Source organism: Variovorax cryoconiti, from assembly GCF_051216395.1.
In the GTDB taxonomy this organism is placed as follows: domain Bacteria; phylum Pseudomonadota; class Gammaproteobacteria; order Burkholderiales; family Burkholderiaceae_C; genus Variovorax.
On sequence record NZ_JBPJZI010000010.1, the window covers coordinates 87,673 to 113,991 of the forward strand.

The window sequence follows — 26,319 nt, forward strand, 5'->3', positions numbered from 1 at the left end:
TGCTCACGCGGTGGTAGGGCCCGAGGTCGTGTTGACGGCGGTGCCCTCGGCCTGGGCCTGACGGAAGCGGTCGAGCAGGCTGTGGAGCATCTCGGTCGACAGGCCGTGGATCACCAGCCGGTGCCCGGCCCGCAGCGTCGACAGCGGCACCAGCGGGTGCTTGTTGTTCACCAGCACCAGGTGCTCCGGCGCCGCCAGCAGCGTCGCGGTGTAGATGCCGATCGTTTCGTCCAACTGCAGCGAATTGGCCGCGCGCCAGAAATCGTTGTCGGTAAGCATCAGCTGGTAGAGCGGCGTGAATAGCTCGATGGCGCTCTGCAAATCCATAAAGTTGAGCTTGCCGTGCGGCATGTCTTCCAGCGTCAGGCCCGGGTCGCGAATCATCGAGAAGTCGAGGCGCTCGGGCTTGCACAGTTCCAGACCCTGCTCGCGCAGCGCCTTGTTCAGGCGGATCACGAAGTTGAAGAGGTTCAGGTCGTGCTTGAGGAACAGGTCGTCCTTGAGCGCGGCGATGCTCATCGGCGCGAGCGGGCTGGTGCCCACCGGCGCGGGCGAGTTGGCGCCGATGAAGGCCAGCACCTGCGAGCCCAGGTGGAAGTGCCGCAGGATCAGCCAGTTGGCCTCGGGCGACACGAAGTGCTGCAGCCCCCACGCCAGAAAACGGTGCAGCAGCCCCGAATGCGACCAGTTGCGCGGCACGAACACCTTGACCACCTGGAACAGGATGATGAAGCTGCGCGCCAGCGGGCGTACGAAAGGCAGCAGGAACTGGCGCGAGGCCGAGCTGGAATCGGTCAGCCAGGCCGCCTTGACGTCGTCCGGCAGCGGCGTGCTCTGGTCGAGGTAGAGCGCCAGCCAGGGGCTGGGGTCGCGTTCGTCGTGCGGCTTCGCCAGGAAGTCGGGCGGGGGATGTGGGTTCATCTCATTGATCCATTGCACTACGCACTACCCGCAGCCGTTGAAGCTGGTGCGGGCAAAGGCTAGAGATACCGCGGAACCGGCTTTGCCGGGCCGCTGGTAGCGCCCCCTTGGGGGGGAGGCGCCGCAGGCGCTTCGGGGGTGGGGTTTTCATCTCATCGGCTTTCGGTGATGTGCTGGAACTGCATCAGATAGAGCGCTGCCGTGTGGCGTGCGGTCTCGATGATCTGGCGTGGCGCGCGGCCGTTGGTGTCGAGCGCCATCACCATCTCGACGGCCATCAACCAGCGATTCAGGTGATGTTCGTCGTTGTGGCCGTGGTACTCGAGAAAGCGGAACACCTCGGGCGGCAGCTTGAGCGAGGCCTTCAGCAACGGCAGCAGGGCCGGCACGATGCGCTGGCCCGTGCCCTCGATGATGTAGATGGCGCCGAGCAGGCCGATCGGGTTGGTCGTCGCGGCCAGCCCGTGCAGGTAGGCGTTGAGCGCCTCGCCACCGGGGTTGCGGCGCAGGTCGGCGATGTCGCTCACCGTGCCGCCGGCCTTGCGGTAGTCGTCGAACAGGATCTGGAAATCGTTCTGCTCCTCGCCGGCATGCACGTCGATCAGCGCGGCCAGCGCCTGGTGGTCGCCGGTCAGCGAGGCGGCGCCCTCGCGCATCCACAGGCTGCCCTCGCGCACCTGCGGCACCCACTGCGCCATCCAGTTCAGGTAGTCGGGCACGGCGAAGCGGCGCTCGCGGATCTGCCGCACCAGCGGCGTGCGCCAGACCTGCGAGCGGTAGTCGTGCCAGATCGAGGCGAGTTCGGTGAGCAGGTCCCGCAGGCCCTCGGGCCCGGCGGCAGGGTCGTGCGGTGGCGCGATGACGTCGTCTTCCATGGCGGCCGCGGTCGTCATCGCCCTGCCCTGCGGCGCGGTCGCGCGCTGCAAAGGCGCATCGTCAGCCTCCACTTCCAGCAGCATGTACGCCGCCATGAAGCGGCCCGACTCCGGCACGTAGCAGAAGATCTGCTCGCCGGGCTTCAGCGTGCGGGTCTGCAGGAACTCCGACAGCATGATCAGGATGGACGCCGCGCCCGTGTTGCCGCGCCACGCGAGGTTGCTGTACCAGCGCTCGCGCGGGATGGCGAGGCCGGCCTTGGCCATCAGGTCTTCCACCACCGGGATGAACTTTTCCGACGAGTAGTGGCACAGGAAATGGTCGACGCGCGCCGGCTCGACCCAGCCGTCCTTCACCAGTTGCGCGTACTCGTGGATGCCGATGTCGAACAGGTGCGGCAGCAGGCGGATGTCCTGCCGCAACGACAGCGCGCCGGCGGCCTCCGCTTCGGCCCAGGAGCCGAAGTCGAGGTGGCCGCGTTCACGGTCTTCCGTGAGCCCGAGCTGCATGCAGACCGGGTAGTCGCCGGAGAACGCACGCTGGTGCACCCACTTGAGCTTCAACCGCAGCCCATGACCGCCCGCCAGTGCCGCCCCGTCCGACAGCAGCAAGGCACCGGCGCCGTCCGAGAGCATCCAGCGCAGGAAGTGCGAGTCGAAATCGGTCTCGTAGCCGCGGACCGCGAAACGCGAGCGTTTGAAAAGGCGCGACGGCATCTCGCTCGCCACCGCCAGCGCGCAACGGTGCGCGCCGAGCTCGATGCCCTGCGCCGCGGCCTGGATCGCGCCGACACCGGCGGCGCAGATGCCGTGCACCGACAGCGTCTCCATCGGCGGCGCGGCGAGTTCGCCCTGGACCATGTTGGCGAAGCCGGGCATCAGCGTGTCGCCGCCCGACGAGCCGCTCGCCAGCATCGACACCTGCGACAGGTCCGCCCCTCCGCGCACGAGGCAATCGCGGATCGCGCCGGCCGCGAGCTGCGCATTGCTGAACACCGTGCGTCCTTCGGCGTCGATCGCGTAGTAGCGCTCGCGGATGCCGTTCTCGGCCAGGATGCGGCGCTTGATGCGCTGCGACAGGCGGTTGAGCGGCGCGATGTAGTCGTCCATCTGCGCGTTGTCGACGGGCGCGCCCGGCAGGAACGCGCCGGCGCTCTGGAGGTACACGCGTTGAAAGGGAACGGGCATGGTGGCTTCAGTGGTGGGATGGGTCGACGGACATCGATGGCATCAGCGCACGGCTTCGGAACCGCGGCACCACGGTGCCGAGGACGAAGACACGCAGCATGTAGGGCACGAGCCCGCCTTCGTTGAGTGCAGGCGCCACGCGGGCGCGGTAGTGCGCGCGGTGCAGACGGGTGAGTTCGGACCAATGGGCATGCGGGTTCTCGTGGTGCGCGGTGTGGAGCCCGATGTTGAACAGCAAGGGGTTCACCAACCCTTCGAAGTTGCGCGCGTAGTTCAGCGCGCTCCCCGGCGTATCGCCGCACGCCCCCGCACGGCCATCGGCATGCGCGTGCTGCAGGTAGTTGGTGGCCAGCAGCCAGTGCAGGCCATGCAGCTGCGGGACGATGACGAAGAGCAATGCGCGGTGCCAGTCGATCGCCAGCAGCAGCGCCCACGCGCCCAGCCACAGGCCGTACTGCGCCAGGCAGTAGCGGAACGCACCCGGCGAGCGCCGGCGCAAGGCAGCGAGCCATCCGAGGATGGTCGGGTACAGCACGCACACGGCCTGCAGCGGATGCAACAGGTAGCCGCTCAGGTGGTTGGTGTCGCCGCCGCGAAAGCGGTAGGTACGCGCCACATCCTTCTCGCCATGCCGGTACCGATGGTGGTTGGCCACATGCGTCGGCCAGAACACGAAGGTCGGGTGGCCCTGCAACAGCGTGATCGCGCAGTCGGTCAGCCGGTTGGCCCACCGCCCGCGCCACAGGCGCCGATGCGTGTGGTTGTGGTGGATCACGCCGATGCCCAGCGTGAGGAACAGCATCAGCGCATACAGTGGCCACCGGAAGCCGTGGACCCATTGCCACGCGGCGAGCGCCGGCAGCGCGACGAGGTACGCCAGGCTCTGCCAGTCGCGCGCATGTCGCAGCCGGGGAAATTGGGGCAATGGCGGCATACGCGGCCGCTCAGGCACCGCGCCCGTGCGCGGCCTGCTTGCGCCGGAAAGCATCGAGCTGCGCATCGGCGGCATCGGCCGCCAGCCGCGTGCGAAAGAGCCGGTCCATGAAGGTGAACTGGAAGCCGTAGTTGCCGGCGTGCGCGGCATGGTGCAGGTGGTGCCGCCGGCTCGCCGCGAACCAGTGGCCGTACGACACGCCCGTGACGAAGTCGTAGTTGGCGTGGCCGATGCAGTTGAAGAACAGGCTGAACACCGGCACCGCCGCGAGCGACCAGAAGCTGAAGTCGTGCACCAGCATCGGCCAGAGGATCACGTTGCCCAGCATCAGCGCCTCGACCGGATGAAAGCTGTAGGTGGAGAACGGCGTGGTGACCACCGAGCGGTGGTGCGGCCCGTGAAAGCGCCGCAATACCTTGCTGTGCAGCAGGCGGTGGTTGATCCAGAAGTGCACGTCGTTCCAGACCGCCAGCACGACGATCTCGGCGGCGATGCGCCAGCCGCTGGCGTCCACCGCGAGCCGGGCCCAGCCGAGCTGCAGCAGGCCCCAGGGAAAGACCATGCCGAGCCCGAAGATCAGCACGGAGCACGCCGATTGCGCGAACTCGCGACGCCATTGCTCAGCGCGCACCGGCCGCGGATCGAGCACCCGCCCGATGCCCAGCGCCGGCAGCACGCGCTGTGTGAGCAGCCAGGTGATGGTGCCGAAGCCGAGGTACAGGCAGCCGAAGAAAGCCAGGCCCCACCCCATGACCTGCACCACCGAGAGGGACGCGAAGGCTTGCCCCATCAAATGGCCGGCGACAGCGCGCGCGTCCGCCGGCCGGCCTTCATCGTCACTCGACCTTGACGCCGGACGCGGCGACGATGCCCTGCCACTTGGCATGGTCGGCCTTCACCAGCGCAGCGAAGGCGGCGGGCGTCATGGGCCGCGGCTCCGCGCCCTGGGCGTTGATAGATTCCTTCACTTCCGGCAGCGCCAGCTGCTTGTTGATGGCGGCGTTCATCGCCGCGACCACGTCCTTCGGCGCATTGGCCGGCATGAAGACGCCGTACCAGGAGCTCACGTCGAAGTCCTTCAGCGCGGTCGATTCGGCGATGGTCGGCACGTCGGGCAGGCTGCTGCTGCGTTTGGCCGAGGTCACGGCCAGGGCGCGCAGCTTGCCGGCCTTGATCTGCGAGATGGCCGACGGGATGGACGACACCATCATCGCCACCTGGCCGCTCATCGTGTCGATCACCGCCGGGTTCGAGCCCTTGTACGGCACGTGCGTGATCTTGATGCCGGCCGCCATCTTGAACATCTCGCCGGCCAGGTGGATGGTCGTGCCGTTGCCCGGGCTGCCGTAGGTGATGGTGTCCGGCGCAGCCTTGGCGGCAGCGATCACGTCGGCCATGTTCTTGAAGGGCGAATTGGCGGCGGTGACGATCACCAGCGGCGACTCGGCCACCAGCGCCACGGCCGTCAGGTCCTTCGACGGGTCGTAGCTCAGGCCCTTGTAGAGCCAGGGCGCGACGGCCAGGTTGTCTTTCTGGCCCATCACCATCTCGTAGCCGGTGGCGGGCATGCGCACCGCCTCGGTGATGCCGATGGTGCCGCCGGCGCCAGGCTTGTTGTCGACCACCACGGTCCACTTGTTCGCCTCGGTCAGGCGCGTGCCGATGATGCGCGACAGGATGTCCGTGCCGCCGCCGGGCGGGAAGGGCACGATCAGGCGGATCGGCTTGTTGGGGTAGGCCGCCGTCTGGGCGAACGCCAGATTCGGCCCGAGGGCGAGCGAGAAGGCCGAGCAGGCCATCAGCGAGAGCAGGGTTTTGCGGTTCATGTCCAGGGATGTCTCCGTCGCCGACGCGGAGATCGCGCCGGTCTTCAGGGCGCGCAGTCTACTGGAGCCGAATCGGCGCCGGTCAATTGAGCCGGAAGCTGCCCGTGGCGACATGCCCGCTCGGCTCGGCGCGCAGCGGCGGCAGGCTTTGCAGCGTGTCGAAGTCGGAGGGCACGTCGGGCACGCGCATTTCTTCCAGTTCGTGCAGCGACGCGACCCAGCGGCCGGCTGGCGAATCGACCGGCTCGTCGTTGGTGAACACGCCGTCGCGGATGTAGAAGGTCTCGCCGGCCGGGCGCTCGACGTGCAGTTCGCTCAGCCGGGCGATCGGGAAGGCGTAGGTCACCAGCTTTTCCTTGGTGCGCCGGTCACGCCCGCCGCAACTGAAGAAGCCCTCGTTCGCGATCACGATGCAGGAGCCCTCGACCTGCTCCTCGAGCTGCGCGCCCGTGCGCCAGACGGCGTTGGGCAGGCGCACGCGCACCTTGTCGATGACGAGATCGCGTTGTTTGTTCAGCGTGGTCAGCTGGGGCACCAGAGAGCGGAGCTGCCGCAGCCGCTCCACGAAGTGGTCGTCGATGGTGAAGCCGACATGGTGCGTCGCCCCGCCGGAGCGTTTGACGACTTGCATGACGACGTGGCGCACTGTGCTCATGGTGATCCCCCTTGCTGCCGGGCCTGGAAGTCAGAGAAATGCACGGTTCGCAAACACGGAAAAGCCCTTCAGTCAGGAATTGGGTGACAAATGCAATTTTTGCACCCGTTTCGTTTTCAATTCTTGACTGAATTTCAACTCAGCACGCCGGGAAATTCAAGTACACGTTTGAACTACACGCCACACTGCTTTGGGCGAATTCGGGACGCCCGGCGGTCTGCGGTTCAGCCGTCGACCTGTTCGTCCAGTGCCTTGCAGGTGGGCGCGCAGACGCTCTGGGACTTGCCCAGCACCTGTCGGGTGCGCATTTGCGACCGAAGACGGTGCTTGCCGCACATGAAGCAGGACATGGTGGCCCCACTGAAAGAGGCCGATGCACGGAACGGCGACCCCGAGGGCTTGGACTTGTAGCGCAGGCCGTCGGCCACGACCGCGGTCTTGGTATCAGGCTTGGACATCGGTGGCATCCGGGGTGCGAGGTGCGGGGCCGCCCATGGCGCGGGCGATGGCTTCCTTGGCGCGCAGCTCGGCGGCCATGGCGGCATCCAGGCCGGAACGGCACAGGCCGGCGTGCTGGTATTGCAGGTTCTCGTAGACCTCGGCCGCGGCCGGGTAGCTGTCGAGCAGGCGGGCCAGTGCGGCACCGGGCGCCACATCGCCGAACTCGTTCACCAGGTGCACCACCACCGAGCGGTACTGGTCGGCACCGACCGGCACGGGGCTGTGCTCCAGCCGTTCGAGAAGCTGGGCCAGCCGTTCGGTGACGTCGAGGCTGGTCTTGGAGACGGGGTGACGTGTTGCATTCATGCATCGCATGTGGGGCGCCCGGGGCCGATTGCAAGAGCCGCCCACGGCGCGCGGCGCGCCTCCCGCTGCAGCGGGGCGCCGCCCCTCTTACCATTGGCGGCCGCGCGCACACCGCGCCCGGCATCTTCAGAGACATCCCCCAGCGGCCCTGCGCCGTCCATCGCCATGCAATTGAACTACATCGCCAATGCCGACGTCGCTTCCGCGTCGGGCCGCACCCTGCCCGTCATCGATCCGTCGGACGGCCAGCCTTTCGACGAGATCCAGCGCAGCAACGCGGCCGACATCGACAGCGCGGTGCGCGCCGCGCGCGACTGTTTCGACGGCGTCTGGCACAAGGTGAGCGCCGCCGAGCGCGGCCGCCTGCTCTACGCCCTCTCGCGGAAGATCGCCGAGCATGTCGATGAACTGGCCCTGCTCGAGCAGCGCGACTGCGGCAAGCCGGTCAAGCAGGCGCGCGCCGACGCCTTCGCCCTGGTGCGCTACTTCGAGTTCTACGCCGGCGCCTGCGACAAGCTGCATGGCGAAACCATCCCCTACCAGGACGGCTACAGCGTGTTCACCTGGCGCGAACCGCACGGCGTCACCGGCCACGTCATCCCGTGGAACTACCCGATGCAGATCTTCGGGCGCAGCGTCGGCGGCGCCCTGGCCGCGGGCAATGCCTGCGTGGTGAAACCGGCTGAAGACGCCTGCCTGTCGCTCATTCGCGTGGCGCAACTGGCGGCCGAGGCCGGTTTTCCGGCCGGCGCCATCAACATCGTGACCGGCTATGGCCACGAGGTGGGTGACGCGCTGGCGCGCCACGAAGGCATTGACCACATCAGCTTCACCGGCAGCCCGAAGATCGGCACCTTGATCCAGCAGGTGGCGGCCGAGCGGCATTGCCCGGTCACGCTCGAGCTGGGCGGCAAGAGCCCGCAGATCCTCTTCGCCGACGCCGACATCGACGCCGCCATCCCGGTGCTGATCAATGCCATCGTGCAGAACGCCGGCCAGACCTGCTCGGCCGGCTCGCGCGTGCTGATCGAGCGCGCCATCTACGAACCGGTGCTCGAGCGCCTGGGCCGCGCCTTCGAGGCGCTGCAGGTCGGCCCGGCGGCGATGGACCTCGACGTGGGCCCGCTGATCCGCCAGACCCAGCAACAGCGCGTGTGGGATTTCCTGTCCGACGCCCAGGTCGCCGGCATTCCGATGGTGGCGCAAGGCGTGGTGGTCGACGAAGCACCCGAGACCGGTTTCTACCAGGCCCCGACGCTGCTGCGCGACGTGCCGTTCGACCACCGGCTGGCGCAGGAAGAGGTGTTCGGCCCGGTGCTGGCCGCCATGGCCTTCAGCGGCGAGGACGAAGCCGTGGCGATGGCCAATGCCACCCAATTCGGGCTGGTCGCGGGCGTCTGGACCGAGAACGGCGCCCGCCAGTTCCGCATGGCCAAGCGGGTTCGCGCGGGCCAGGTCTTCATCAACAACTACGGGGCCGGCGGCGGCGTGGAACTGCCCTTCGGCGGCGTGAAGTCCTCGGGCTACGGCCGCGAGAAGGGTTTCGAGGCGCTGTACGGCTTCACGACGCTGAAGACCGTGGCCGTCAAGCACGGTTGACCGCCGCTGACGGCACGGCGCGAATCGGTCAGGCCAGCGCCGTGTCCAGCAGCATCATCAGCACGAAGCCGATCATCAGCCCGCCGGTGGCGAAGGCCTCGTGCCCCTTGCGGTGCGACTCCGGGATGATCTCGTGGCTGATGACGAACAGCATCGCCCCGGCCGCGAAGCCCAGGCCCCAGGGCAGCAGCGCTGCCGAGTAGCCCACGATGGCCGCGCCGAGCACGGCGCCGATCGGCTCGACCAGGCCCGAAGCCATGCCGATGCCCACGGCGAAGAGCCGTCGGTAGCCGGCGCCCAGCAGCGCCACGGCCACCACCAGGCCTTCCGGCACGTCCTGGATCGCGATGCCGGTGGCCAGGGCGTTGGCGCGCAGGCCTTCGTTGCCGGCATAGCCGACGCCGATGGCCAGGCCTTCGGGCAGGTTGTGCAGCGCGATCGCGATGACGAAGAGCCAGGTGCGGCGCATCTTCTGCGCCGATTGCCCTTCGCGCCCCTTGATGAAATGCTCGTGCGGCAGCAGGCGGTCCATCATCAGCAGCGCCAGCGCGCCCAGCAGGATCGCGCTGCCGACCACGCCGCCGGCCGCCCACGGACCGCCACCGAAGACCGGATGGGTGCGCGCCGCCTCGAGGCCGGGGATGACCAGCGAGAAGGCACAGGCCGCGAGCATCACGCCGGCGCCGAAGCCGAAGAGCGTGTCCTGCACACGGTCGGAGAGCTTCTGCGAGAACAGCACCGGCACGGTGCCCAGCGCCGTCGCCAGCGCCGCGATGGAGCCGCCGACAAAGGCCGCAAGCACGACCGGGTTGCCGCTCACGAAGCGCCAGAACTGGCTGACGGCCACAAGTAAGCCAGCGAACACGATTGCCCACCCCACCCACTCGCGCAGGGTTCGGCTGCTTCGCACCGGCATCGCTCGTGTCTCGTCCATCGTGTTGCCCTCCTCAGGCACGCGCTGCCGCGTAGCGCCGGGCCACTTCGACCCAGTCCACCACGTTGTAGAACGCCGCGATGTACTCGGGGCGACGGTTCTGGTACTTCAGGTAGTAGGCGTGTTCCCACACGTCCAGGCCCAGGAGGGGCGTGTTGCCCGAACCGATGCCGGTCATGAGCGGGCTGTCCTGGTTGCCGCTGCTCTCGACGGCGAGCCGGCCGTCCTTCGCCACGCCGAGCCAGGCCCAGCCGCTGCCGAAGCGCGTCAGCGCCGCTTTGGTGAAGGCGTCCTTGAAGGCGTCGAAGCCGCCCAACTCGGCGTCGATCGCCCGGGCCAGGTCGCCGGTCGGCGCCCCGCCGCCCGCGGGCGACATCACCGTCCAGAACAGGCTGTGGTTGGCATGGCCGCCGCCGTTGTTGCGCACCGGGGCGCGCAACTTCTCGGGCAAGGTGCCGACGTTCACGATCAGTTGTTCCACCGGCAGCTCGGCGTAGTCGGTGCCCTCGAGCGCGGCATTGAGGTTGTTGACGTAGGCCTGGTGGTGCTTGGTGAAATGGATCTCCATCGTCTGCGCGTCGAGGTGCGGCTCGAGCGCGTCGTAGGCGTAGGGCAGCTTCGGGAGGGTATGGGGCATGGGAGAAAAGTCCTTCGACGTTGAAAATCGGGGTGCCGCTCAGTGCAGCGTGACGCCGGGCGGCGGAACGGGCATACAGCCGGCGCGCAACGCGCCCAGGATGGCCGGGTGGCCGCCGTGCTCGCCCAGGTGCGCTACCAACGCCGCGTGGGTTTCGCGGCTGTGGCGGCAGGCGGCCTGCTGCAGCGCCGGTTCGGCCTGCGGATCGCGCAGCAGCGCCATCAGCCGGCAGTGCGCCACGCACAGGTGCGCGACCGCGTCCTCGATGCGTTCGGCATCGCGGTGCAGATCAGACAGGTTCAGGTGAGTGACGACGAAGGCCGCGATGCGGTCGTCGGCGCGCTCGGCGCAACCGGCATCGAGCAACGGTTGCGCCAGGCCAAGCGCCTGCAGGTAGAGGCTCTCGGCCAGCAGCGGGTGGCCAGAGCGGGCCGCATCGACGCCGCTGCGCATCACGCGTTCCCAGGCGCGCAGACCGCCGATGGTGGGCGGGTCCATGGTTTCCGAGACGCTGAAAGACGGATTCATGCACGCTCCTGTTCGGCCCTTTGCGTCGAATGAGCTTTGCGTACTCGGGTATCAAATGATAGTCATTCTTGTTTGAGCCGTCCAATTCAGGAATTCCCGGGTCGTCGCGGCGCAGTACGCACCGGCTCCGGCTTGACCCCGTGGCCGAAGTGCGGCGGGCAATCAGTTAAATTGCCGCACCCCCGACATGACCGAGACCTTCGTCCCCCTCGCCGACATCGGACGCGCACGCCGCGTCGCGCTTCCGCCGCTGCAGCCCGTGCCGGCGACCGGCCTGCTGCGCGACCGCCTGGGCCGTCCGCTGACCGATCTGCGCATCAGCGTCACCGACCGGTGCAACTTCCGCTGCAGCTACTGCATGCCCAAGGAAGTGTTCGACAAGGACTACAAGTACCTCCCGCACGGCGCGCTGCTGAGCTTCGAGGAGATCACCCGCCTCGCCCGCCTGTTCGCGGCGCACGGGGTGCGCAAGATCCGCCTGACCGGCGGCGAGCCGCTGCTGCGCAAGAACATCGAGTCGCTCGTCGAACAGCTCGCCGCGCTGCGCACGCCCGACGGACAGCCGCTCGACCTGACGCTCACCACCAACGGCTCGTTGCTGGTGCGCAAGGCCGAGGCGCTGAAGGCCGCCGGCCTGCAGCGCGTGACGGTCAGCCTCGACGGCCTGGACGACACCGTGTTCCGCCGCATGAACGACGTCGATTTCCCGGTCGCCGACGTGCTCGCCGGCATCGAGGCCGCGCGGGCCGCCGGGCTCGGGCCGATCAAGGTCAACATGGTCGTCAAGCGCGGCACCAACGACGCCGAGATCCTGCCGATGGCGCGGCACTTCAAGGGCACCGGCGTCGTGCTGCGCTTCATCGAGTACATGGACGTCGGTGCCACCAACGGCTGGCGCATGGACGAGGTGATGCCCTCGGCCGAGGTCGTCTCGCGCATCGCCGCTGAATTCCCGTTGCGCCCTCTGGAGGCCTCCGCCCCCGGAGAGACCGCACAACGCTGGGCCTACGAAGACGGCAGCGGCGAGATCGGCGTGATCAGCAGCGTGACGCAGGCCTTCTGCAGCGACTGCAGCCGCGCGCGGCTGTCGACCGAAGGCAAGCTGTACCTGTGCCTCTTCGCCAACGGCGGCCATGACCTGCGACCACTGCTGCGTGGTGCAGGAGAGGGCGATGCAGGCGCCAGCGACGACGACATCCTCTCCGCGATCGGCCACATCTGGCAGGGCCGGGCCGACCGCTATTCCGAACTGCGCGCCCTGCGCGGCCCCGACACCACCGACGCCGCCGCACCGCGCCGCGTCGAAATGAGCTACATCGGCGGATGACGATTTCCACGCAAGACATCACAGGCCTGGTGCTCGCCGGCGGGCGCGGCTCACGCATGGGCGGGGTCGACAAGGGCCTGCAGAGTTTCAACGGCTCGCCGCTTGCATTGCACGCGGTGCTGCGCCTGGGCATGCAGGTCGGCGAGGTGATGGTCAATGCCAACCGCAACCTCGCGGCCTACGAATCCTTCGGCACGCCCGTGTGGCCCGACGCCGACAGCAGCTATGCCGGTCCACTGGCCGGCTTCCTGACCGGCCTGGAGCGCTGCGAAACACCTTATCTCCTGACGGTGCCGTGCGACACGCCGCTGTTCCCGCTCGACCTGGCAGAGCGGCTGGGTCAGGCCATGGCCGAAGACGACGCGGACATCGCCATGGTCAACGCGCTCGAAACCGACGACGCGGGCCACACCGCGCTGCGGCCGCAGCCGGTCTTCTGCCTGATGCGCACCGCGCTGCTCGAAAGCCTCACCCGCTTCGTTGGTCAGGGCGGCCGCAAGATCGACCAGTGGACCGCGCAGCACCGCACGGTGCAGGTGCCGTTCGACCGACCCGGCGATGCGGCCGATGCGTTCGCCAACGCCAACACCCTGGCCGAGCTGCAGGCGCTCGAGGCCCGGCCCACCCGATGAGCCGCATCGCAGAGATCGCCGCCGCGCTGGCCGGCTACGACCCGAAGGCGCTGACCGTCGAGGGCGTGCAGCACTTCGTCGAGCAGTTGGTCGCCCCGGGCGTGGCCACCCTGCGGCAACAGCGCGAGGACGTGCCACTGCGCGACGCGCTCGGTCGCGTGCTGGCCGACGACGTGGTGTCGCCTTTCAGCGTGCCGCCGCACGACAACTCCGCGATGGACGGCTTCGCCTTCGACGGCGCGGCCCTCGACGGCGCGACGGGTGAGCTGCGCTTGCAGATCGTCGGCACCGCGATGGCCGGCGCGGCGTGGCGCGGCGAGGTCGGGCCGGGCGAGGCCCTGCGCATCATGACCGGCGCCGTCATGCCGGCCGGCCTCGACACGGTCGTCCCACAGGAGTTCTGCACGGTCGACGGCGACGCGTTGCGCTTCCCCGCCAGTGCGCTGCGCCGCGGCGACAACCGCCGCTTCGCCGGCGAAGACCTGATGGCCGGCAGCGCCGCATTGCGCGCCGGTGACCGGCTCGGCCCGGCTGCCCTCGGCCTGGCCGCGAGCCTGGGCCTGGCCACGCTGCCGGTGCTGCGCCGGCTGCGCGTGGCCTACTTCTCGACCGGCGACGAGATCCTGAGCCTGGGCGATGCACCGCGCGAAGGCGCGGTGTACGACAGCAACCGCTACACCGTCTTCGGCCTGCTCACGCGCCTGGGTTGCGAGGTCGTCGACCTGGGCCTGGTGCGCGACGACCCGGCCACGCTCGAAGCGACGCTGCGCCGTGCCGCACGCGAAGCCGACGCCATCATCACCAGCGGCGGCGTCAGCGTCGGCCAGGCCGACCACACCCGTGCCGTGATGCAGCAGCTGGGCGACATGGCCTTCTGGCGCATCGCGATGCGGCCAGGCCGCCCGATGGCCGTGGGGCTGATTCCGCGCGGCGATGCCACCGAAGGCAACGCCGTGCTGTTCGGCCTGCCGGGCAATCCCGTCGCGGTGATGGTCACCTTCCTGGCTTTCGTGCGCCCGGCCCTGCTGCAACTGATGGGCTGCCACGCCGAGGCGCGCCGGCCGCCGCCCTTGCTGCGCGCCAACAGCGCCACCGCCATCCGCAAGAAGCCCGGCCGTACCGAGTACCAGCGCGGCCTGGTACGCGCGGTGCCGGGCGCGCTGCCCGAGGTGCGCATCACCGGCAACCAGGGCTCGGGCGTGCTGAGCTCGATGGTCGAGGCCAACGGCCTGGTGGTGCTGCATCACGCGCAAGGCAGTGTCGAGCCGGGCGAAGCCGTCGACGTGATGATGTTCGACGGCGTGATCTAGGCACCGATGGGTTCCACATGCTGGCCGCACGGATCGAGTGGATGCAGCAGATGCCGATCTTCGGCGCCATCGACACGGCGACACTCGAGTTCCTGCTGGCCCCTGCGCCGGTGATCGACGTGCCGGCCGGCGCGTACTTCTTTCGCGAAGGCGATCCGGCGACCTGCATGTATGTGCTGGAAGCCGGCCACGTCAGCGTCTCGAAGCACTGGCAGGGCAACGCCCTGCTTCTTCGCGAACTCGCCGCAGGCGACTGCTTCGGCGAGATGGCGCTCATCGATCTCTTTCCCCGCAGCGCCTCGGTGCGCGCCGACACGGACTGCCGTGCCATCGAACTCACGCCCGGCAACCTCTACCGGTTGTTCGAACACGACGCCGCGCAGTTCGCGTTGATCCAGATGAACATCAGCCGCGAATTGAGCCGGCGGCTGCGCGCCACCGACGCCTTGTTGTTCCGCGCCCGCATGGGCGAAACCTGGCTGGCGCCGGCGCCCTTGCCGCCAGCTGGCTAAAGCCGCCCCTGCGCCTTCAGCACACCCTTGTTCGCCAGCAGGTCGGCCCGCTCGTTGCCCGGGTCGCCCGAGTGGCCCTTGACCCAGCGCCATTCGATGGTGTGACCGCCCTCCTGCACCAGCTTGTCGAGTCGCTTCCACAGCTCGACGTTCTTCACCGGCTGCTTGGCGGCGGTCATCCAGCCCTTCGCTTTCCAGCCCTTGATCCACTCCGTGATCCCCTGGCGCACGTACTGGCTGTCCAGGTAGAGCACGACCTTGCACGGACGCGTGAGCGCCGCCAGGCCTTCGATCACCGCCTGCAGTTCCATGCGGTTGTTGGTGGTGTTGAGCTCGCCGCCGAAAAGCTCTTTCTCGGTGGTGCCCGACTTGAGCCAGGCGCCCCAGCCGCCCGGCCCGGGGTTGCCCTTGCAGGCCCCGTCGGTGTAGATCTGTACTTCAGTCAAAAACCGTTTCCTTCGGATGATGTGGATGAGGTGGGTGGTTCGCGGTGCACGCGCCCGGCGATCGGCACCGGCGCGCTGGCACGCTGCGAGGCCCGGCGCCAGTCGGCGCTCAAGAGGCGCATGCCGCGCACGCGCTTGACCGCGACCAGGAAATAGACGGCGCCGAAGATCGGCCACCAGCGTTCGCCGGCCCGGTCGAACCAGCGGCACCGCTCCAGCCAGGCATCGCTGCGCACGGCAGGACGGTAGGCGCCGAAGCGGCCCGACTCGACCTCGAAGCTCAAGAGCCGCAACCAGTCGCGCAGCCGCCAGTAGCCGATGAAGTCGCCGGCCTCGGGCAGGAAGAGTTCGCCGAAACCGAGGCGCTGGTACAGCCGGGCCCGGCGTTGCCGCATGCCCCAGAGGCTGGTCGGGTTCAGGCCGCAGATGACGACGCGGCCTTCGGGCACCAGCACGCGTTCGACCTCGCGCAGGGTCGCATGCGGGTCGGGGCTCAGTTCGAGCGTGTGCGGCAGCACCACCAGGTCGAGGCTGTTGGCGCTGAACGGCAGGGCCGCGAAGTCGGTGAGGAAGGCGGCGCGCGGCGCGGGCACCGCCGGGTCCGTCGTGGCGAGCCAGCGGTGCGGCATGCGGTTGGCCCGCAGGCCGTCGACACAGCCCAGGCCCAGCTGGAGCGCGTGATAACCGAAGATGTCGGCCACCGCCTCGTCGAACTGGGCTTGTTCCCAGGCGAGCAGGTACCGGCCGGGGGGGGTCTCGAACCAATCCTGCAAACCTATAATTTGACCGCTCATGACCCTCGTTCCGCTGCCCGCCTTCGCCGACAACTACATCTGGATGCTGCAGGACGGAAGCCACGCCATCGTGGTGGATCCCGGGGAAGCCAAGCCGGTGTTCGACGCGCTGGCGCGCGCCCATCTGCAGCTGGCCGCGATTCTAGTCACGCACCACCACGCCGATCACACCGGCGGGGTCGCGGCGCTGCGCGAGGCGACCGGCGCAAAGGTCTTCGGCCCGGCGAGCGAGACGATTCCCGAGCCCTGCACGCCGCTGCGACAGGGCGATCACGCCGAAGCGCTGGGCCTGCGCTTCGAGGTGCTCGACATTCCGGGCCACACGGCCGGGCACATCGCCTTCTTCCTGCCGGCCGGCGCGCCCGGCATCGACACGCCCCTGGTCTTCTGCGGCGACACCCTGTTCTCGGGCGGCTGCGGCCGGATCTTCGAAGGCACGCCGGCGCAGATGCTGGCATCGCTCGACGCGCTGGCGGCGCTGCCGGACACCACGCGCGTATGCTGCGGCCACGAGTACACACTTTCGAACCTGCGCTTTGCGGAGGCTGTGGAACCCGACAACGCCGATCTGACTCAGTACCTTGCGCACTGCCAGGCCGTGCGAGCACGCGGCGAGCCCACCCTGCCTTCGCAACTGGGCACCGAGCGCCGGATCAATCCCTTTCTTCGCAGCCGCGAAGCCACCGTCCACCGCGCTGTGCGAGCGCGGTCCCATCTGTCCGCCGCCGCGGACGAGGTCGAGGTGTTCGCGGCATTGCGCCAATGGAAAAACGACTTCAGATGAAATTTCTCTCCGCGGCCCTCGTGGCCGGCGCCCTCTTCCTCACCGGCTGCGCCAGCACCACGCCCACCTCGCCCGACGCGGCAAGCCCCGGTGGCACCGCCTCCGCGCCGCGGGGCGACGCTGCGCCGGTGTACCCGGCCGGCGCCCTCACTCCCATCACGTCCGGCAGCTTCGGCTCGCGCAGCGTGGTGACGCTGGCCCCGCCCGTCGACATGTGGGACCGCATCCGCCGCGGCTTCAAGATGCCCGACCTCGACACCGACCTGGTGCGTGACCAGGAGCAGTGGTATGCCACGCGACCCGACTACGTGCAGCGCATGACGGAGCGTTCCAACCGGTACATCTTTCACATCGTCGAGGAACTCGAACGGCGCAACATGCCGACCGAGCTGGCGCTGCTGCCGTACATCGAAAGCGCCTTCAACCCGCAGGCCGTGTCCAGCGCGCGCGCCGCCGGCATGTGGCAGTTCATGCCCGCGACGGGCACCGACTACGACCTGAAGCAGAACATCTTCCGTGACGACCGACGCGACGTGCTGGCGTCCACGCGCGCAGCGCTCGACTACCTCCAGCGCCTCTACACCATGTTCGGCGACTGGCACCTGGCGTTGGCCGCCTACAACTGGGGCGAAGGCAACGTGGGCAAGGCGATCGCGAGGAACCAGCGCGCCGGCCTGCCCACCGGCTACACCGACATCAGCATGCCGGCCGAGACCCGCAGCTACGTGCCGAAGCTGCAGGCGGTGAAGAACATCGTGGCCAACCCGCTGCGCTACAACGTCGACCTGCCGATCATCTCGAACCACCCCTACTTCCAGACGGTGACGCTCACGCGCGACCTCGACGTGGCCCTCGCCGCCAAGCTGGCCGACGTGCGCATCGAGGACTTCCGCGCCCTCAACCCCGCCGCCCACAAGCCGGTGCTGCTGGCTGCGGGCACGCCGCAGATCCTGCTGCCCTGGGACAACGCGGCTGTGTTCCAGCGCAACTTCGACGCCTATACGCAGGGCCAGTACGCCAGCTGGACCGCCTGGGTGGTGCCCAACACGATGACGGTCGCCGATGCGGCCCAGCGTTCGGGCATGAGCGAAACCGATCTGCGCGCCATCAACCAGGTGCCGCCGCGCATGCTGATCAAGGCGGGCTCCACGCTGATCGTGCCCCGTGGCGTGCGCGTGCAGCAGGACGTGACCGCGCTGGTGGCCGACACCGGGCAGCTGAGCTTCCAGCCGGAGATCGTGACCCGCCGCACGGTGGTCAAGGCCGGCCGCAGCGACAGCGTCACGGCGATCGCGAATCGCTACAAGCTGAGTGCTGCCAATGTCGCGGACTGGAACGACGTCAAGACCAACCACGTGTTCGCACGCGGCTTCAGCGTGATCGTCTACCTGCCGGTGCGCGCCGCCATGAGCGCCCGTGTCGGCACCGGCACCCCGCGGGGTGTGGGCGCCAAGGCACCCGCGCGCAAGGGCCTGGTGAGCAAGACGCCGGCAGCGGCCAGGCAGCCGATCGTGCGCGAGAAGCGCGGCGGCACGCCGGCCAAGAGCAAGCGCTGAGGCGCAACCGCCCTCAGAGCTTTTCCGTCTCGCCGCTGCGCGGCTGCCACGTCATGAGGCGGCGCTCCACCACGCCGACGATCGCGTCGAGCACCAGCGCGAAGGCGGTGAGCACCACGATGCCCGCGAACACGGTGTTCACGTCGAAGGTGCCCTCCGCCTGCAGGATCAGGTAGCCCACGCCGCGCGCGGAGCCGAGGTATTCGCCCACCACCGCGCCGACGAAGGCCAGGCCCACGGCGGTGTGCAGGCTGGAGAACACCCAGCTCGTCGCGCTCGGCAGGTACACGGTGCGCATCAGCTGGCGCTGGTTGGCGCCCAGCATCTTCGCGTTGGCCAGCACCACCGGGCTCACCTCGCGCACGCCCTGGTAGACGTTGAAGAAGACGATGAAGAACACCAGCGTGACCGCCAGCGCCACCTTGCTCCAGATGCCCAGCCCGAACCACAGCGCGAAGATCGGGGCGAGGATCACGCGCGGCATCGAGTTGGCCGCCTTGATGTAGGGGTCGAGGATCAGGCTGGCCGTGGGCGCGAGCGCCAGCCAGAGGCCGCAGGCCAGGCCCAGCACGGTGCCGATGGCGAAGGCCAGCACCGTCTCGAGCAGCGTCGTGCCCAGGTGCCGGTAGATGTCGGCGTTGCCGGCGAGCCCTTCCGGGAACAGCGCGTTCGGCGGCACGGCGATAGGCAGGAACCAGTTCCAGATGCGCCCCGCCACCTGGATCGGCTCACCGAGGAAGAAAGCGAACTGGTTGTTGCGCGAAGCGAGGTGCCACATCACCAGCAACACCACGAGCAGGCCGAGCTGCCAGAAGCGCGCATTGCGCACGTTGGGCCGCAAGGTCGCCATGCTCAGGCGGCCTTCTTCAGCTGCTGCGCGTAGCCCTTGAGGACTTCCTCGCGCAGCACGTTCCAGATCTGCGTGTGCAGCTCGACGAAGCGCGGATGCGTGCGCACCTCAGCCACGTCGCGCGGCCGGGGCAGGTCGATGACGAATTCACCGATCGGCCGTGTCGCGGGGCCAGCCGAGAGTACGACCACGCGGTCGCTCATGGCGATCGCCTCGTCGAGGTCGTGCGTGATGAACAGCACTGCCTTCTTTTTGGATGCCCACAGCGCGAGCACCTCGTTCTCCATCAGTTGCCGGGTCTGCACGTCGAGCGCGCTGAAAGGCTCGTCCATCAGGATGATGTCGGGGTCGAGCACCAGTGTCTGCGCCAGGGCCGCGCGCTTGCGCATGCCGCCCGACAGCTGATGCGGATAGCGGTCGCCGAAGCCGCCCAGGCCCACGCGCGCGAGCCAGGCCTCGGCCTGCGCGGCTGCGTCGCCATCGGGCACGCCGCGGTACTGCAGCCCCACCATCACGTTGTCGCGCGCGCTGCGCCACGGCATCAGCGCATCGCTCTGGAACATGTAGCCCGCGCGCGTGTTGATGCCCGCGAGCGGCTGGCCGAAGACCTTCACCGCACCGGACGACGGCGCCAGCAGACCCGCTGCCACGTTCAGCAGGGTCGACTTGCCGCACCCTGTGGGGCCGACCACCGAGACGAACTCGCCGGCACGGATGCGCAGCGTGGTGTCGGCCACCGCCGTGTAGCGTTGGCCCGGGTTCTCCTTGGCGTGGAAGGTGCAGTTGATGTCGAGCAGTTCGAGCGCATGCTCGGAAAGCGCGTCGGTGTCGGCCATGGATCGGCTCAGAGGCTGAGTGTCACTCAAGCCTTGAACCGTTCTTTCGCGCGTCGGGCGAAGTCGTTGGTGTAGGTCTTCGCGAGGTCGATCCTGTCGGCCTTGACCGAGGTGTCGAAGCTGGCGATGGCCGCCAGCGCCGTCTTCGGACCGTCGGCCGGCACCAGACCATCGATGGCGATCGACTCGCGCACCTTGTCGAAGGACGCGAGGTACAGCGCGCGGTCGCCCAGCAGGTAGGTTTCGGGCACGGTCTTGATGATGTCGCTCGGCCCGGCCGTCTGCAGCCACTTGAGGCCATGCACGATGGCATTCGCGAGCGCCTGGCAGGTGTTCGGATTCTTCTGGATGAAGTCCGCCGGCGCATAGAGGCAAGCCGCCGGCATCGGCCCGCCGAAGACGTCCTGCGTGCCCTTGAGCGTGCGCGTGTCGCTGATGATCTTCACGTCGCCCTTCTGCTCGAGCATGGTCATCACCGGGTCGGTGTTGCTGATCGCGTCGATCTGGCCCGAACGCAGTGCCGTGAGGGCGCCCGCGGCCACGCCGACGCCGATATAGCTCACGTCGCTCGCCTTCAGGCCGCCACGCGACAGCACCAGATTCGCCACCATGTTGGTCGACGAGCCCGGCGCAGAGACGCCGATCTTCTTGCCCCGGAGGTCGGCCACGCTCGCGTAGCCGGCCATGTTCTTGGTCGACACGCCCACCGCGATCTGCGGTGCCCGCCCCTGCAGCACGAAGGCCTGGAACACCTGGTTCTTGGCCTGCAGGTTGATGGTGTGTTCGTAGGCGCCGGAACACACGTCGGCCGACCCGCCGACCACCGCCTGCAACGCACGCGCCCCGCCCGCGAAGTCGGCGATCTCGACATCCAGCCCTTCGGCCTTGAAGTAGCCCAACTGCTCGGTGATGGTGAGCGGGAGGTAGTAGAAAGCCGCCTTGCCGCCGACGGCAATGGAGATCTTCGTGCGCTCGAGCTTGGCCTGCGCGAAGACGCGGGGGATCGCGATCGATGCGGCGGCCAGTGCTGCGGCGGACGTGAAGGTGCGGCGATGAAGCATGCGTTGGACCTGGGTTCTTCGTTTCTTGACGATCGAATCGAGCTTAGGCGCGCGCTCTGTCTACCTGCATCGGGAACATCCCGTGGGGGTTTCCACGTAAGCAGAAAGAGGGCTACCGTCCCGCGAAAACGATGGCGATGTTGACCACGAAAGCCAGCGCCCAGACCGCGCTGCGCGCTGCGTTTGCGCCGCGCAAGTAGAGCGCGATGAACACCAGGCGCAGCGCAATGTAGGCCACGGCCAGCGCATCGATGCGACCCTGCTGCGCGCCGAGCTGATGCGCGATGACCACGGCGCCAATGAAGAATGGAAGGCCTTCGAAGCTGTTGGCCTGCGCGGCGTTGGCACGCGCGCGCCAGCCGCTCTGCTTGGTGGCCCAGTCGCGCGGCGTCACGTTGTCGCGCGGACCGAAGGCGCCGGCCTTCGCGATGTACGCACAGACGTAGGGCAGCGCGGCGGCGACGAGCACGCACCAGTAGGCGATCGTGAGATGGACGTTCATGCGGGCGATCTCGTCGATTCGAAGGGCAAGGCTAGCGCCGGTCGACCAGCGCATGCGCGATGGTGCCGAGGTCGACGTACTCGAGTTCGCTGCCGGCCGGCACCCCACGCGCGAGCCGCGTGACCGTGAGCCCGCGCTGGCGCAGCGCTTCGCCGATGACGTGCGCCGTCGCCTCGCCCTCGGCCGTGAAGTTGGTCGCGAGGATCACCTCGACCACGCTGCCGTCGAGCGCGCGGTCGAACAGCTTCTGCAGGCCGATGTCCTTCGGCCCGATGCCGTCGAGCGGACTCAGCCGCCCCATCAGCACGAAGTAGTAGCCACGAAACGCGTTGGTGCGTTCGAGCGCGGCCTGGTCCGCCGGCGTCTCGACCACGCACAGCTTGCTGCCATCGCGCCGCGGGTCCATGCAGACCTGGCAGACCGTCGCTTCGGTGAAGGTGTTGCAGCGCTCGCAATGCCGCACGTTCACGGCCGCTTCCTGCAGCGCGCGCGCGAGCAGCTGGGTGCCCTGGCGATCGTGCTGCAGCAGGTGGAAGGCCATGCGCGACGCGGACTTGACGCCCACGCCCGGCAGGCGCCGCAGCGCATCGATCAGCGCGTCGAGCGAGCTGGTGTCAGCCACGTCGCTGGCTCGTGCGGACGCAGCGCAGGCGCGTCATCAGAACGGCAGCTTCATGCCGGGGGGCATGCCAGGCATGCCGGCGGTGAGCTTGCCCATCTTGGCCTCGCTGGTTTCCTCGGCTTTGCGCACCGCGGCGTTGAAGGCGGCGGCCACCAGGTCTTCGAGCATGTCCTTGTCGTCGGCCAGCAGGCTCGGGTCGATGGTGATGCGCTTGACGTCGTGCTTGCAGGTCATGACGACCTTCACGAGGCCGGCACCGGACTCGCCCTCGACCTCGATGTGGGCCAGCTCTTCCTGCGCCTTCTTGAGGTTGTCCTGCATGGCCTGCGCCTGCTTCATGAGGCCAGCCAGTTGTCCTTTGTTGAACATCGCGTTGATCCTGAAAGTTCGTTGATATGAAAGGGGTGATGTTAGGCCGGTCGCAGGGTGCCGGGGACGATCTTCGCGTCCCATTGCTGCATCAGCGACTGCACCTCGGGGTCGTTGCGGATCGTGTCCTCCGCCGTCCGCTGCCGCGCCTCGGCGACCTGCTTGTTGCGGCGTGCGGGACTGTCCGTCACGCCGCCGATCTCGATCGCGATTCTGACCGCATGGCCCAGTCCCGCGAGCGCGGCCTGCAGCTTCTCACGGGTCGAGGTCTGGTTGAGCGATTCGCGCTCGACCCGCAGCAGCCACTGGTCCACGTCCCGCGCCACGAGCTGCGACTGCAGCGCCAGTTCGCGCGTGAGGGCGCCGATGGCTTCGGCCACGACCATCTGCGTCACCGTGGCGTACCAGAAGTCGCCCTCCTCGCTTGGCTCGATCGCCGCGACGGGCGCCTCGCTCTCTCGCATCTGCTCACGCGCACCCGGTGCAGGCTGCACACGGACCGGCATCGCGAGCACGCGCGCCGGCGGTTCCTGCCCCGGCGCAGGGCCGGCGGCGAGAGGCGGCGCTTCGCGCACCGGCAGGCGCTGGCCGGCGGGTACGGCGGAGGCCGGCGCGGCGTCACGCTGCACGACAGGCGCAGGCGCGGTTGGCGGTGGCGGTGAAGCCGCGCGCACAGCGGGGACCACCGGTGCCGCTGGCGCTGCTGGATCCACCGGTGTGACCGACGGCGGCGCGGCGACCATGCGCGGCGCCGTCTGGCCGTCATTCAGAGTTTTTTTTTCCGCGGTGGCCGCATCGGCAGGTTTGAAGGCCAGCAGCCGCAACAGCACCATCGTCAGCGCGGCGTACTCGTCCGGCGCCAGCCCGAGCTCGCCACGACCGTGCAGGCAGAGGCTATAGAGCAGCTGCGTTTCGTCCGGCGGCATCAAGCCCGCAAGCCGCGCCGTCTCGGCCGCGTCGGGGTCCGTGTCGCTCGCCGCTGCAGCACGCGAAGGCACCGCCTGCAGCACCGCCATGGCCTGCAGCACCGTCGTCATTTCCTCCAGCGTCGATGCGGCCGACAGACCATCACGACGCAGCACCTCCGAGGTTTCGACGACGGTCTTGCCATCGCCCTGCGCCAGCGCGTCGATCAGGCGGAACACGTGGCTGCGATCGGCGCTGCCGAGCATCTGGCGCACACCGCCTTCGAGCAGTTCGCCGTTGCCGAAGGCGATCGCCTGGTCGGTCAGCGACAGTGCATCGCGCATCGACCCGCGCGCGGCGCGCGCCAGCAGGCGCAGCGCCTGCGGCTCGGCCGGCACCTGCTCGGCTGCGAGTACCTGCGTGAGATGTTCCAACACCGTCTCGGGCGCCATCGGCCGCAGGTTGAACTGCAGGCAGCGCGAGAGCACCGTGACCGGCACCTTCTGCGGGTCGGTGGTCGCCAGCACGAACTTGAGGTACTCGGGCGGCTCCTCCAGCGTCTTGAGCATCGCGTTGAACGCGGTGTTGGTGAGCATGTGCACTTCGTCGATCATGAAGACCTTGAAGCGCCCCTGAACCGGCTTGTACACAGCCTGCTCGAGCAGCGACTGGACCTCGTCCACGCCGCGGTTCGACGCGGCATCGAGCTCGGTGTAGTCGACGAAGCGGCCGGCGTCGATGTCGAGGCAGGCCTGGCAGACACCGCAGGGCGTGGCGGTGATGCCGCCCTGGCCGTCGGGCCCCTGGCAGTTGAGCGACTTGGCCAGCACGCGCGACACGGTGGTCTTGCCCACGCCGCGCGTCCCGGTGAACAGGTAGGCATGGTGCAGCCGCTGCGTGGTCAGGGCATTCGAGAGCGCCTGCACCACATGTTCCTGGCCGACCATTTCTTCGAAATTGCGGGGCCGGTATTTGCGGGCGAGCACGAGATAGGACATCGCCCCATTCTAAAAGCCGTCGAGGCGCATTCCCGCGCGCGGCGTGGGCACTTCCCTCCACGCTAGAATGACGGCTGACGGGCCTCCCCGCATGGTGAAGCGGCCAACCGGGTCAGGTGGGGAACCAAGCAGCCCTAACTGCGTAGCCAGTGCCGGGGGTAAGGCTCGTCAACCTCCTTCTTGACGTCTCGTTCCATCCGATCCGGCCGCCGCCCAGGCACTGCCGGCAGACAGCCGAACGCGACGTGCTCCGGCAGATTCATCGTCTGGGCCGACCGCGCCGATGGGTCCTTCAAGCCGCGTCGTGATCGGCGTTCAGCTTGACATGAAGGGCATCGGCCAAGGCCAAGGTGTCGTGTTCCATGCTGGCAATGCGGTACTTGCCCAGGCGCCTGCCCTCATAACTCAGCACCGCGACAGTGAAGTGATGGCTGAGTGCGGTGGCGGCATCGTGCAGGCATTCGGCGACGGACCGCAGCCCTTCACGAACATGACGCTCGTCAGCCGAGCCTGTGCTGACGCTGTAGTTGAAATACCTGTCTCGGATCTTTCTGATATCGACTTGCGGATGCATGCGGCAACGAACCCTCTCGTGCGGGGATTGTGTGCGGGTCGCCCAACAAATGCATGTCAACCACAAGTACTAAGACGCTGGCGGCATCGCGTCCAAACGGTGCAGCACGCCCTGCGCCGCCGCCAGGCCGCTCGCCATCGAAGCCGTCAGAAGATAGCCGCCAGTCGGCGCTTCCCAGTCGAGCATCTCCCCCGCGCAATGCACGTGTGGCAAGGCGCGCAGCACGGCGTCGGTGTCCAGCGCGTCGAAGCGCACACCGCCTGCCGTGCTGATCGCTTCGGCGATGGGCCGCGGTGCGACGAGCCGAAGCGGCAACCCCTTGATCGCGCGCGACAAGGCTTCGTTCGCTTGCATTCCGTCACGACCGAGCGCTTCGTGCAACACACCCGCCTTGATGCCCTCGAGACCGAGCCGGCTTTTCAGATGACTGCTGAGCGAACGCGATCCGCGCGGATGCATCACCGCGGCGTGAACCTGCTCGAAGGAGCGATCGGGCAGCAAATCGACCGACAGCGTGGCGTGGCCCGCCTGGGCGATCTCATCGCGCAGCAACGCCGAAGCCGCGTAGACCAGGCTGCCCTCGATGCCCGTGGCGGTTGCCACGAATTCGCCCTTGCGCTCGAAGCTGCGGCCCGACGCATCGACGACGTGGATCGCCACCGACTTGAAAGGGTGGCCGGCGAAACGTGATGCGAAGTGCTCGCTCCAGACCACATCGAAGCCGCAATTCGCCGGCTGCAGCGGCGCGACGTCGACACCACGCGCCTGCAGCCACGGCGCCCATGCGCCATCGGAGCCCAGGCGCGGCCAGCTCGCGCCGCCCAAGGCCAGCACCACCGCATCGGCTTGCACCGTGACGCTCCCCGCGGGCGTTGCGAAGTCGAGCGCCGTCGGCACGCCCTCGGCGGACGACCAGCCCTGCCAGCGATGGCGCATGTGGAAGCGCACGCCCGCGCCCCGCAGGCGTTGCAGCCAGGCGCGCAGCAGCGGCGCGGCTTTCATGTCGACCGGGAACACGCGGCCCGAGGTGCCGACGAAGGTCTCGACACCCAGGCCCTGCGCCCAGGCCCGCAGCGCATCCGGCCCGAAGTTCCGCAGCATCGGCTCGATCTGCGTGCGCCGATCGCCGAAGCGTTGCACGAAGACCTCGAAGGGCTCCGAATGCGTGAGGTTGAGGCCGCCGCGGCCGGCCAGGAGGAATTTGCGCCCGACCGAGGGCATGGCGTCGTAGAGGTCGACCTGCACGCCGGCAGCGCTCAAGGTCTCGGCCGCCATCAGGCCGGCGGGCCCGCCGCCGATCACGGCAACGGTCTTTGGAGTATTCATTCAGGGGATC

At 68.4% G+C, this 26,319-nt stretch carries 29 protein-coding genes and 1 other RNA gene; 8 read left to right on the forward strand and 22 right to left on the reverse strand.

The annotated features are described in order from the left end of the window. Window positions 1–3: 3 nt before the first annotated feature. The 8 genes from ACSFA2_RS21210 to ACSFA2_RS21245 all read right to left on the reverse strand — a co-directional run bounded on the left by ACSFA2_RS21210 (window position 4) and on the right by ACSFA2_RS21245 (window position 7,206). Window positions 4–921, reverse strand: a complete 918-nt coding sequence (locus ACSFA2_RS21210) for a DUF6999 family protein (RefSeq protein WP_435457308.1) — start codon at window positions 919–921, stop codon at window positions 4–6. 152 nt (window positions 922–1,073) lie between these two features. Next, window positions 1,074–2,984 (reverse strand): 3-oxoacyl-[acyl-carrier-protein] synthase III C-terminal domain-containing protein, encoded by a 1,911-nt coding sequence (locus tag ACSFA2_RS21215; RefSeq protein ID WP_435457309.1) that lies wholly within the window; start codon window positions 2,982–2,984, stop codon window positions 1,074–1,076. A gap of 7 nt (window positions 2,985–2,991) precedes the next feature. Continuing rightward, window positions 2,992–3,918 (reverse strand): fatty acid desaturase, encoded by a 927-nt coding sequence (locus ACSFA2_RS21220; RefSeq protein WP_435457310.1) that lies wholly within the window; start codon window positions 3,916–3,918, stop codon window positions 2,992–2,994. Window positions 3,919–3,928: 10 nt separating this feature from the next. Then, complete coding sequence (locus ACSFA2_RS21225) at window positions 3,929–4,708, reverse strand: sterol desaturase family protein (protein WP_435457311.1); 780 nt, start codon at window positions 4,706–4,708, stop codon at window positions 3,929–3,931. 46 nt (window positions 4,709–4,754) lie between these two features. Further along, on the reverse strand, window positions 4,755–5,744 hold the full coding sequence (locus ACSFA2_RS21230; protein WP_435457312.1) for a Bug family tripartite tricarboxylate transporter substrate binding protein: 990 nt from the start codon (window positions 5,742–5,744) through the stop codon (window positions 4,755–4,757). 82 nt (window positions 5,745–5,826) lie between these two features. Continuing rightward, complete coding sequence (locus tag ACSFA2_RS21235) at window positions 5,827–6,399, reverse strand: hypothetical protein (RefSeq protein WP_435457313.1); 573 nt, start codon at window positions 6,397–6,399, stop codon at window positions 5,827–5,829. A gap of 224 nt (window positions 6,400–6,623) precedes the next feature. Beyond that, window positions 6,624–6,857, reverse strand: coding sequence for a hypothetical protein (locus tag ACSFA2_RS21240; protein ID WP_435457314.1), 234 nt, complete (start codon window positions 6,855–6,857; stop codon window positions 6,624–6,626). Then, window positions 6,844–7,206 carry a hypothetical protein gene (locus ACSFA2_RS21245; RefSeq protein ID WP_286646608.1) on the reverse strand — a complete coding sequence of 121 codons (363 nt, stop codon included), beginning with the start codon at window positions 7,204–7,206 and terminating at the stop codon, window positions 6,844–6,846. The genes ACSFA2_RS21240 and ACSFA2_RS21245 overlap by 14 nt, the downstream gene beginning before the upstream one ends. Window positions 7,207–7,371: 165 nt before the next feature. Between ACSFA2_RS21245 and ACSFA2_RS21250 the strand changes: the two genes are divergently transcribed. Next, complete coding sequence (locus ACSFA2_RS21250; protein WP_435457315.1) at window positions 7,372–8,805, forward strand: aldehyde dehydrogenase family protein; 1,434 nt, start codon at window positions 7,372–7,374, stop codon at window positions 8,803–8,805. A gap of 28 nt (window positions 8,806–8,833) precedes the next feature. Here ACSFA2_RS21250 and ACSFA2_RS21255 read toward each other — a convergent pair whose 3' ends face one another. The 3 genes from ACSFA2_RS21255 to ACSFA2_RS21265 are packed head-to-tail and all read right to left on the reverse strand — an operon-like array spanning window position 8,834 to window position 10,904. Continuing rightward, complete coding sequence (locus tag ACSFA2_RS21255; RefSeq protein WP_435457316.1) at window positions 8,834–9,739, reverse strand: ZIP family metal transporter; 906 nt, start codon at window positions 9,737–9,739, stop codon at window positions 8,834–8,836. 13 nt (window positions 9,740–9,752) lie between these two features. Continuing rightward, window positions 9,753–10,376 (reverse strand): superoxide dismutase, encoded by a 624-nt coding sequence (locus ACSFA2_RS21260; RefSeq protein ID WP_435457317.1) that lies wholly within the window; start codon window positions 10,374–10,376, stop codon window positions 9,753–9,755. A gap of 39 nt (window positions 10,377–10,415) precedes the next feature. Beyond that, a complete protein-coding gene (locus tag ACSFA2_RS21265) occupies window positions 10,416–10,904 on the reverse strand; it encodes a hypothetical protein (protein WP_435457318.1) in 489 nt (162 codons plus the stop codon). 187 nt (window positions 10,905–11,091) lie between these two features. Between ACSFA2_RS21265 and moaA the strand changes: the two genes are divergently transcribed. From moaA to ACSFA2_RS21285, 4 genes are read left to right on the forward strand one after another with little or no spacing between them, the layout of a single operon-like run. Next, window positions 11,092–12,231 carry a GTP 3',8-cyclase MoaA gene (gene moaA, locus ACSFA2_RS21270; RefSeq protein WP_435457319.1) on the forward strand — a complete coding sequence of 380 codons (1,140 nt, stop codon included), beginning with the start codon at window positions 11,092–11,094 and terminating at the stop codon, window positions 12,229–12,231. Continuing rightward, window positions 12,228–12,863, forward strand: a complete 636-nt coding sequence (gene mobA / locus ACSFA2_RS21275; protein ID WP_435457320.1) for a molybdenum cofactor guanylyltransferase MobA — start codon at window positions 12,228–12,230, stop codon at window positions 12,861–12,863. Before moaA ends, mobA begins: the two co-directional genes overlap by 4 nt. Further along, window positions 12,860–14,173 carry a molybdopterin molybdotransferase MoeA gene (gene moeA, locus ACSFA2_RS21280; protein ID WP_435457321.1) on the forward strand — a complete coding sequence of 438 codons (1,314 nt, stop codon included), beginning with the start codon at window positions 12,860–12,862 and terminating at the stop codon, window positions 14,171–14,173. Before mobA ends, moeA begins: the two co-directional genes overlap by 4 nt. Before the next feature lie 17 nt (window positions 14,174–14,190). Continuing rightward, complete coding sequence (locus ACSFA2_RS21285) at window positions 14,191–14,685, forward strand: Crp/Fnr family transcriptional regulator (RefSeq protein ID WP_435457322.1); 495 nt, start codon at window positions 14,191–14,193, stop codon at window positions 14,683–14,685. Here ACSFA2_RS21285 and rnhA read toward each other — a convergent pair. Further along, window positions 14,682–15,131, reverse strand: a complete 450-nt coding sequence (gene rnhA / locus ACSFA2_RS21290) for a ribonuclease HI (protein ID WP_435457323.1) — start codon at window positions 15,129–15,131, stop codon at window positions 14,682–14,684. The genes ACSFA2_RS21285 and rnhA overlap by 4 nt on opposite strands. Further along, on the reverse strand, window positions 15,128–15,925 hold the full coding sequence (locus ACSFA2_RS21295) for a class I SAM-dependent methyltransferase (protein WP_435457324.1): 798 nt from the start codon (window positions 15,923–15,925) through the stop codon (window positions 15,128–15,130). The genes rnhA and ACSFA2_RS21295 overlap by 4 nt, the downstream gene beginning before the upstream one ends. Between ACSFA2_RS21295 and gloB the strand changes: the two genes are divergently transcribed. After that, on the forward strand, window positions 15,924–16,709 hold the full coding sequence (gloB, locus tag ACSFA2_RS21300; protein ID WP_435457325.1) for a hydroxyacylglutathione hydrolase: 786 nt from the start codon (window positions 15,924–15,926) through the stop codon (window positions 16,707–16,709). The genes ACSFA2_RS21295 and gloB overlap by 2 nt on opposite strands. Next, window positions 16,706–18,265, forward strand: coding sequence for a transglycosylase SLT domain-containing protein (locus tag ACSFA2_RS21305; RefSeq protein WP_435457326.1), 1,560 nt, complete (start codon window positions 16,706–16,708; stop codon window positions 18,263–18,265). The genes gloB and ACSFA2_RS21305 overlap by 4 nt, the downstream gene beginning before the upstream one ends. A 13-nt stretch (window positions 18,266–18,278) precedes the next feature. Here the strand turns inward: ACSFA2_RS21305 and ACSFA2_RS21310 are convergent, their stop codons facing one another. The 7 genes from ACSFA2_RS21310 to dnaX all read right to left on the reverse strand — a co-directional run bounded on the left by ACSFA2_RS21310 (window position 18,279) and on the right by dnaX (window position 24,409). Next, entirely contained in the window at window positions 18,279–19,115 is an 837-nt protein-coding gene (locus tag ACSFA2_RS21310; protein WP_435457327.1) for an ABC transporter permease, read from the reverse strand. 2 nt (window positions 19,116–19,117) lie between these two features. Beyond that, entirely contained in the window at window positions 19,118–19,951 is an 834-nt protein-coding gene (locus tag ACSFA2_RS21315; RefSeq protein WP_435457328.1) for an ABC transporter ATP-binding protein, read from the reverse strand. Window positions 19,952–19,977: 26 nt separating this feature from the next. Continuing rightward, window positions 19,978–21,012, reverse strand: a complete 1,035-nt coding sequence (locus tag ACSFA2_RS21320) for an ABC transporter substrate-binding protein (protein WP_435457329.1) — start codon at window positions 21,010–21,012, stop codon at window positions 19,978–19,980. Between the two features lie 112 nt (window positions 21,013–21,124). Next, window positions 21,125–21,514 (reverse strand): MAPEG family protein, encoded by a 390-nt coding sequence (locus ACSFA2_RS21325; protein ID WP_435457330.1) that lies wholly within the window; start codon window positions 21,512–21,514, stop codon window positions 21,125–21,127. A 31-nt stretch (window positions 21,515–21,545) separates the two neighbouring features. Beyond that, window positions 21,546–22,136, reverse strand: a complete 591-nt coding sequence (recR, locus tag ACSFA2_RS21330; RefSeq protein ID WP_435457331.1) for a recombination mediator RecR — start codon at window positions 22,134–22,136, stop codon at window positions 21,546–21,548. Window positions 22,137–22,172: 36 nt separating this feature from the next. Next, window positions 22,173–22,505 carry a YbaB/EbfC family nucleoid-associated protein gene (locus tag ACSFA2_RS21335; RefSeq protein ID WP_262076774.1) on the reverse strand — a complete coding sequence of 111 codons (333 nt, stop codon included), beginning with the start codon at window positions 22,503–22,505 and terminating at the stop codon, window positions 22,173–22,175. A 41-nt stretch (window positions 22,506–22,546) separates the two neighbouring features. After that, window positions 22,547–24,409: a DNA polymerase III subunit gamma/tau gene (gene dnaX, locus ACSFA2_RS21340; protein WP_435457332.1), complete on the reverse strand. Its 1,863-nt coding sequence runs from the start codon at window positions 24,407–24,409 to the stop codon at window positions 22,547–22,549. Between the two features lie 76 nt (window positions 24,410–24,485). Between dnaX and ffs the strand changes: the two genes are divergently transcribed. Next, window positions 24,486–24,582, forward strand: an RNA gene (gene ffs, locus ACSFA2_RS21345) — signal recognition particle sRNA small type. Window positions 24,583–24,701: 119 nt separating this feature from the next. Here ffs and ACSFA2_RS21350 read toward each other — a convergent pair. Together ACSFA2_RS21350 and ACSFA2_RS21355 are read right to left on the reverse strand one after the other, a co-directional pair. Further along, entirely contained in the window at window positions 24,702–24,983 is a 282-nt protein-coding gene (locus tag ACSFA2_RS21350; protein WP_286646627.1) for a hypothetical protein, read from the reverse strand. Between the two features lie 69 nt (window positions 24,984–25,052). Then, entirely contained in the window at window positions 25,053–26,309 is a 1,257-nt protein-coding gene (locus ACSFA2_RS21355) for a TIGR03862 family flavoprotein (RefSeq protein WP_435457333.1), read from the reverse strand. Window positions 26,310–26,319 lie beyond the last annotated feature (10 nt).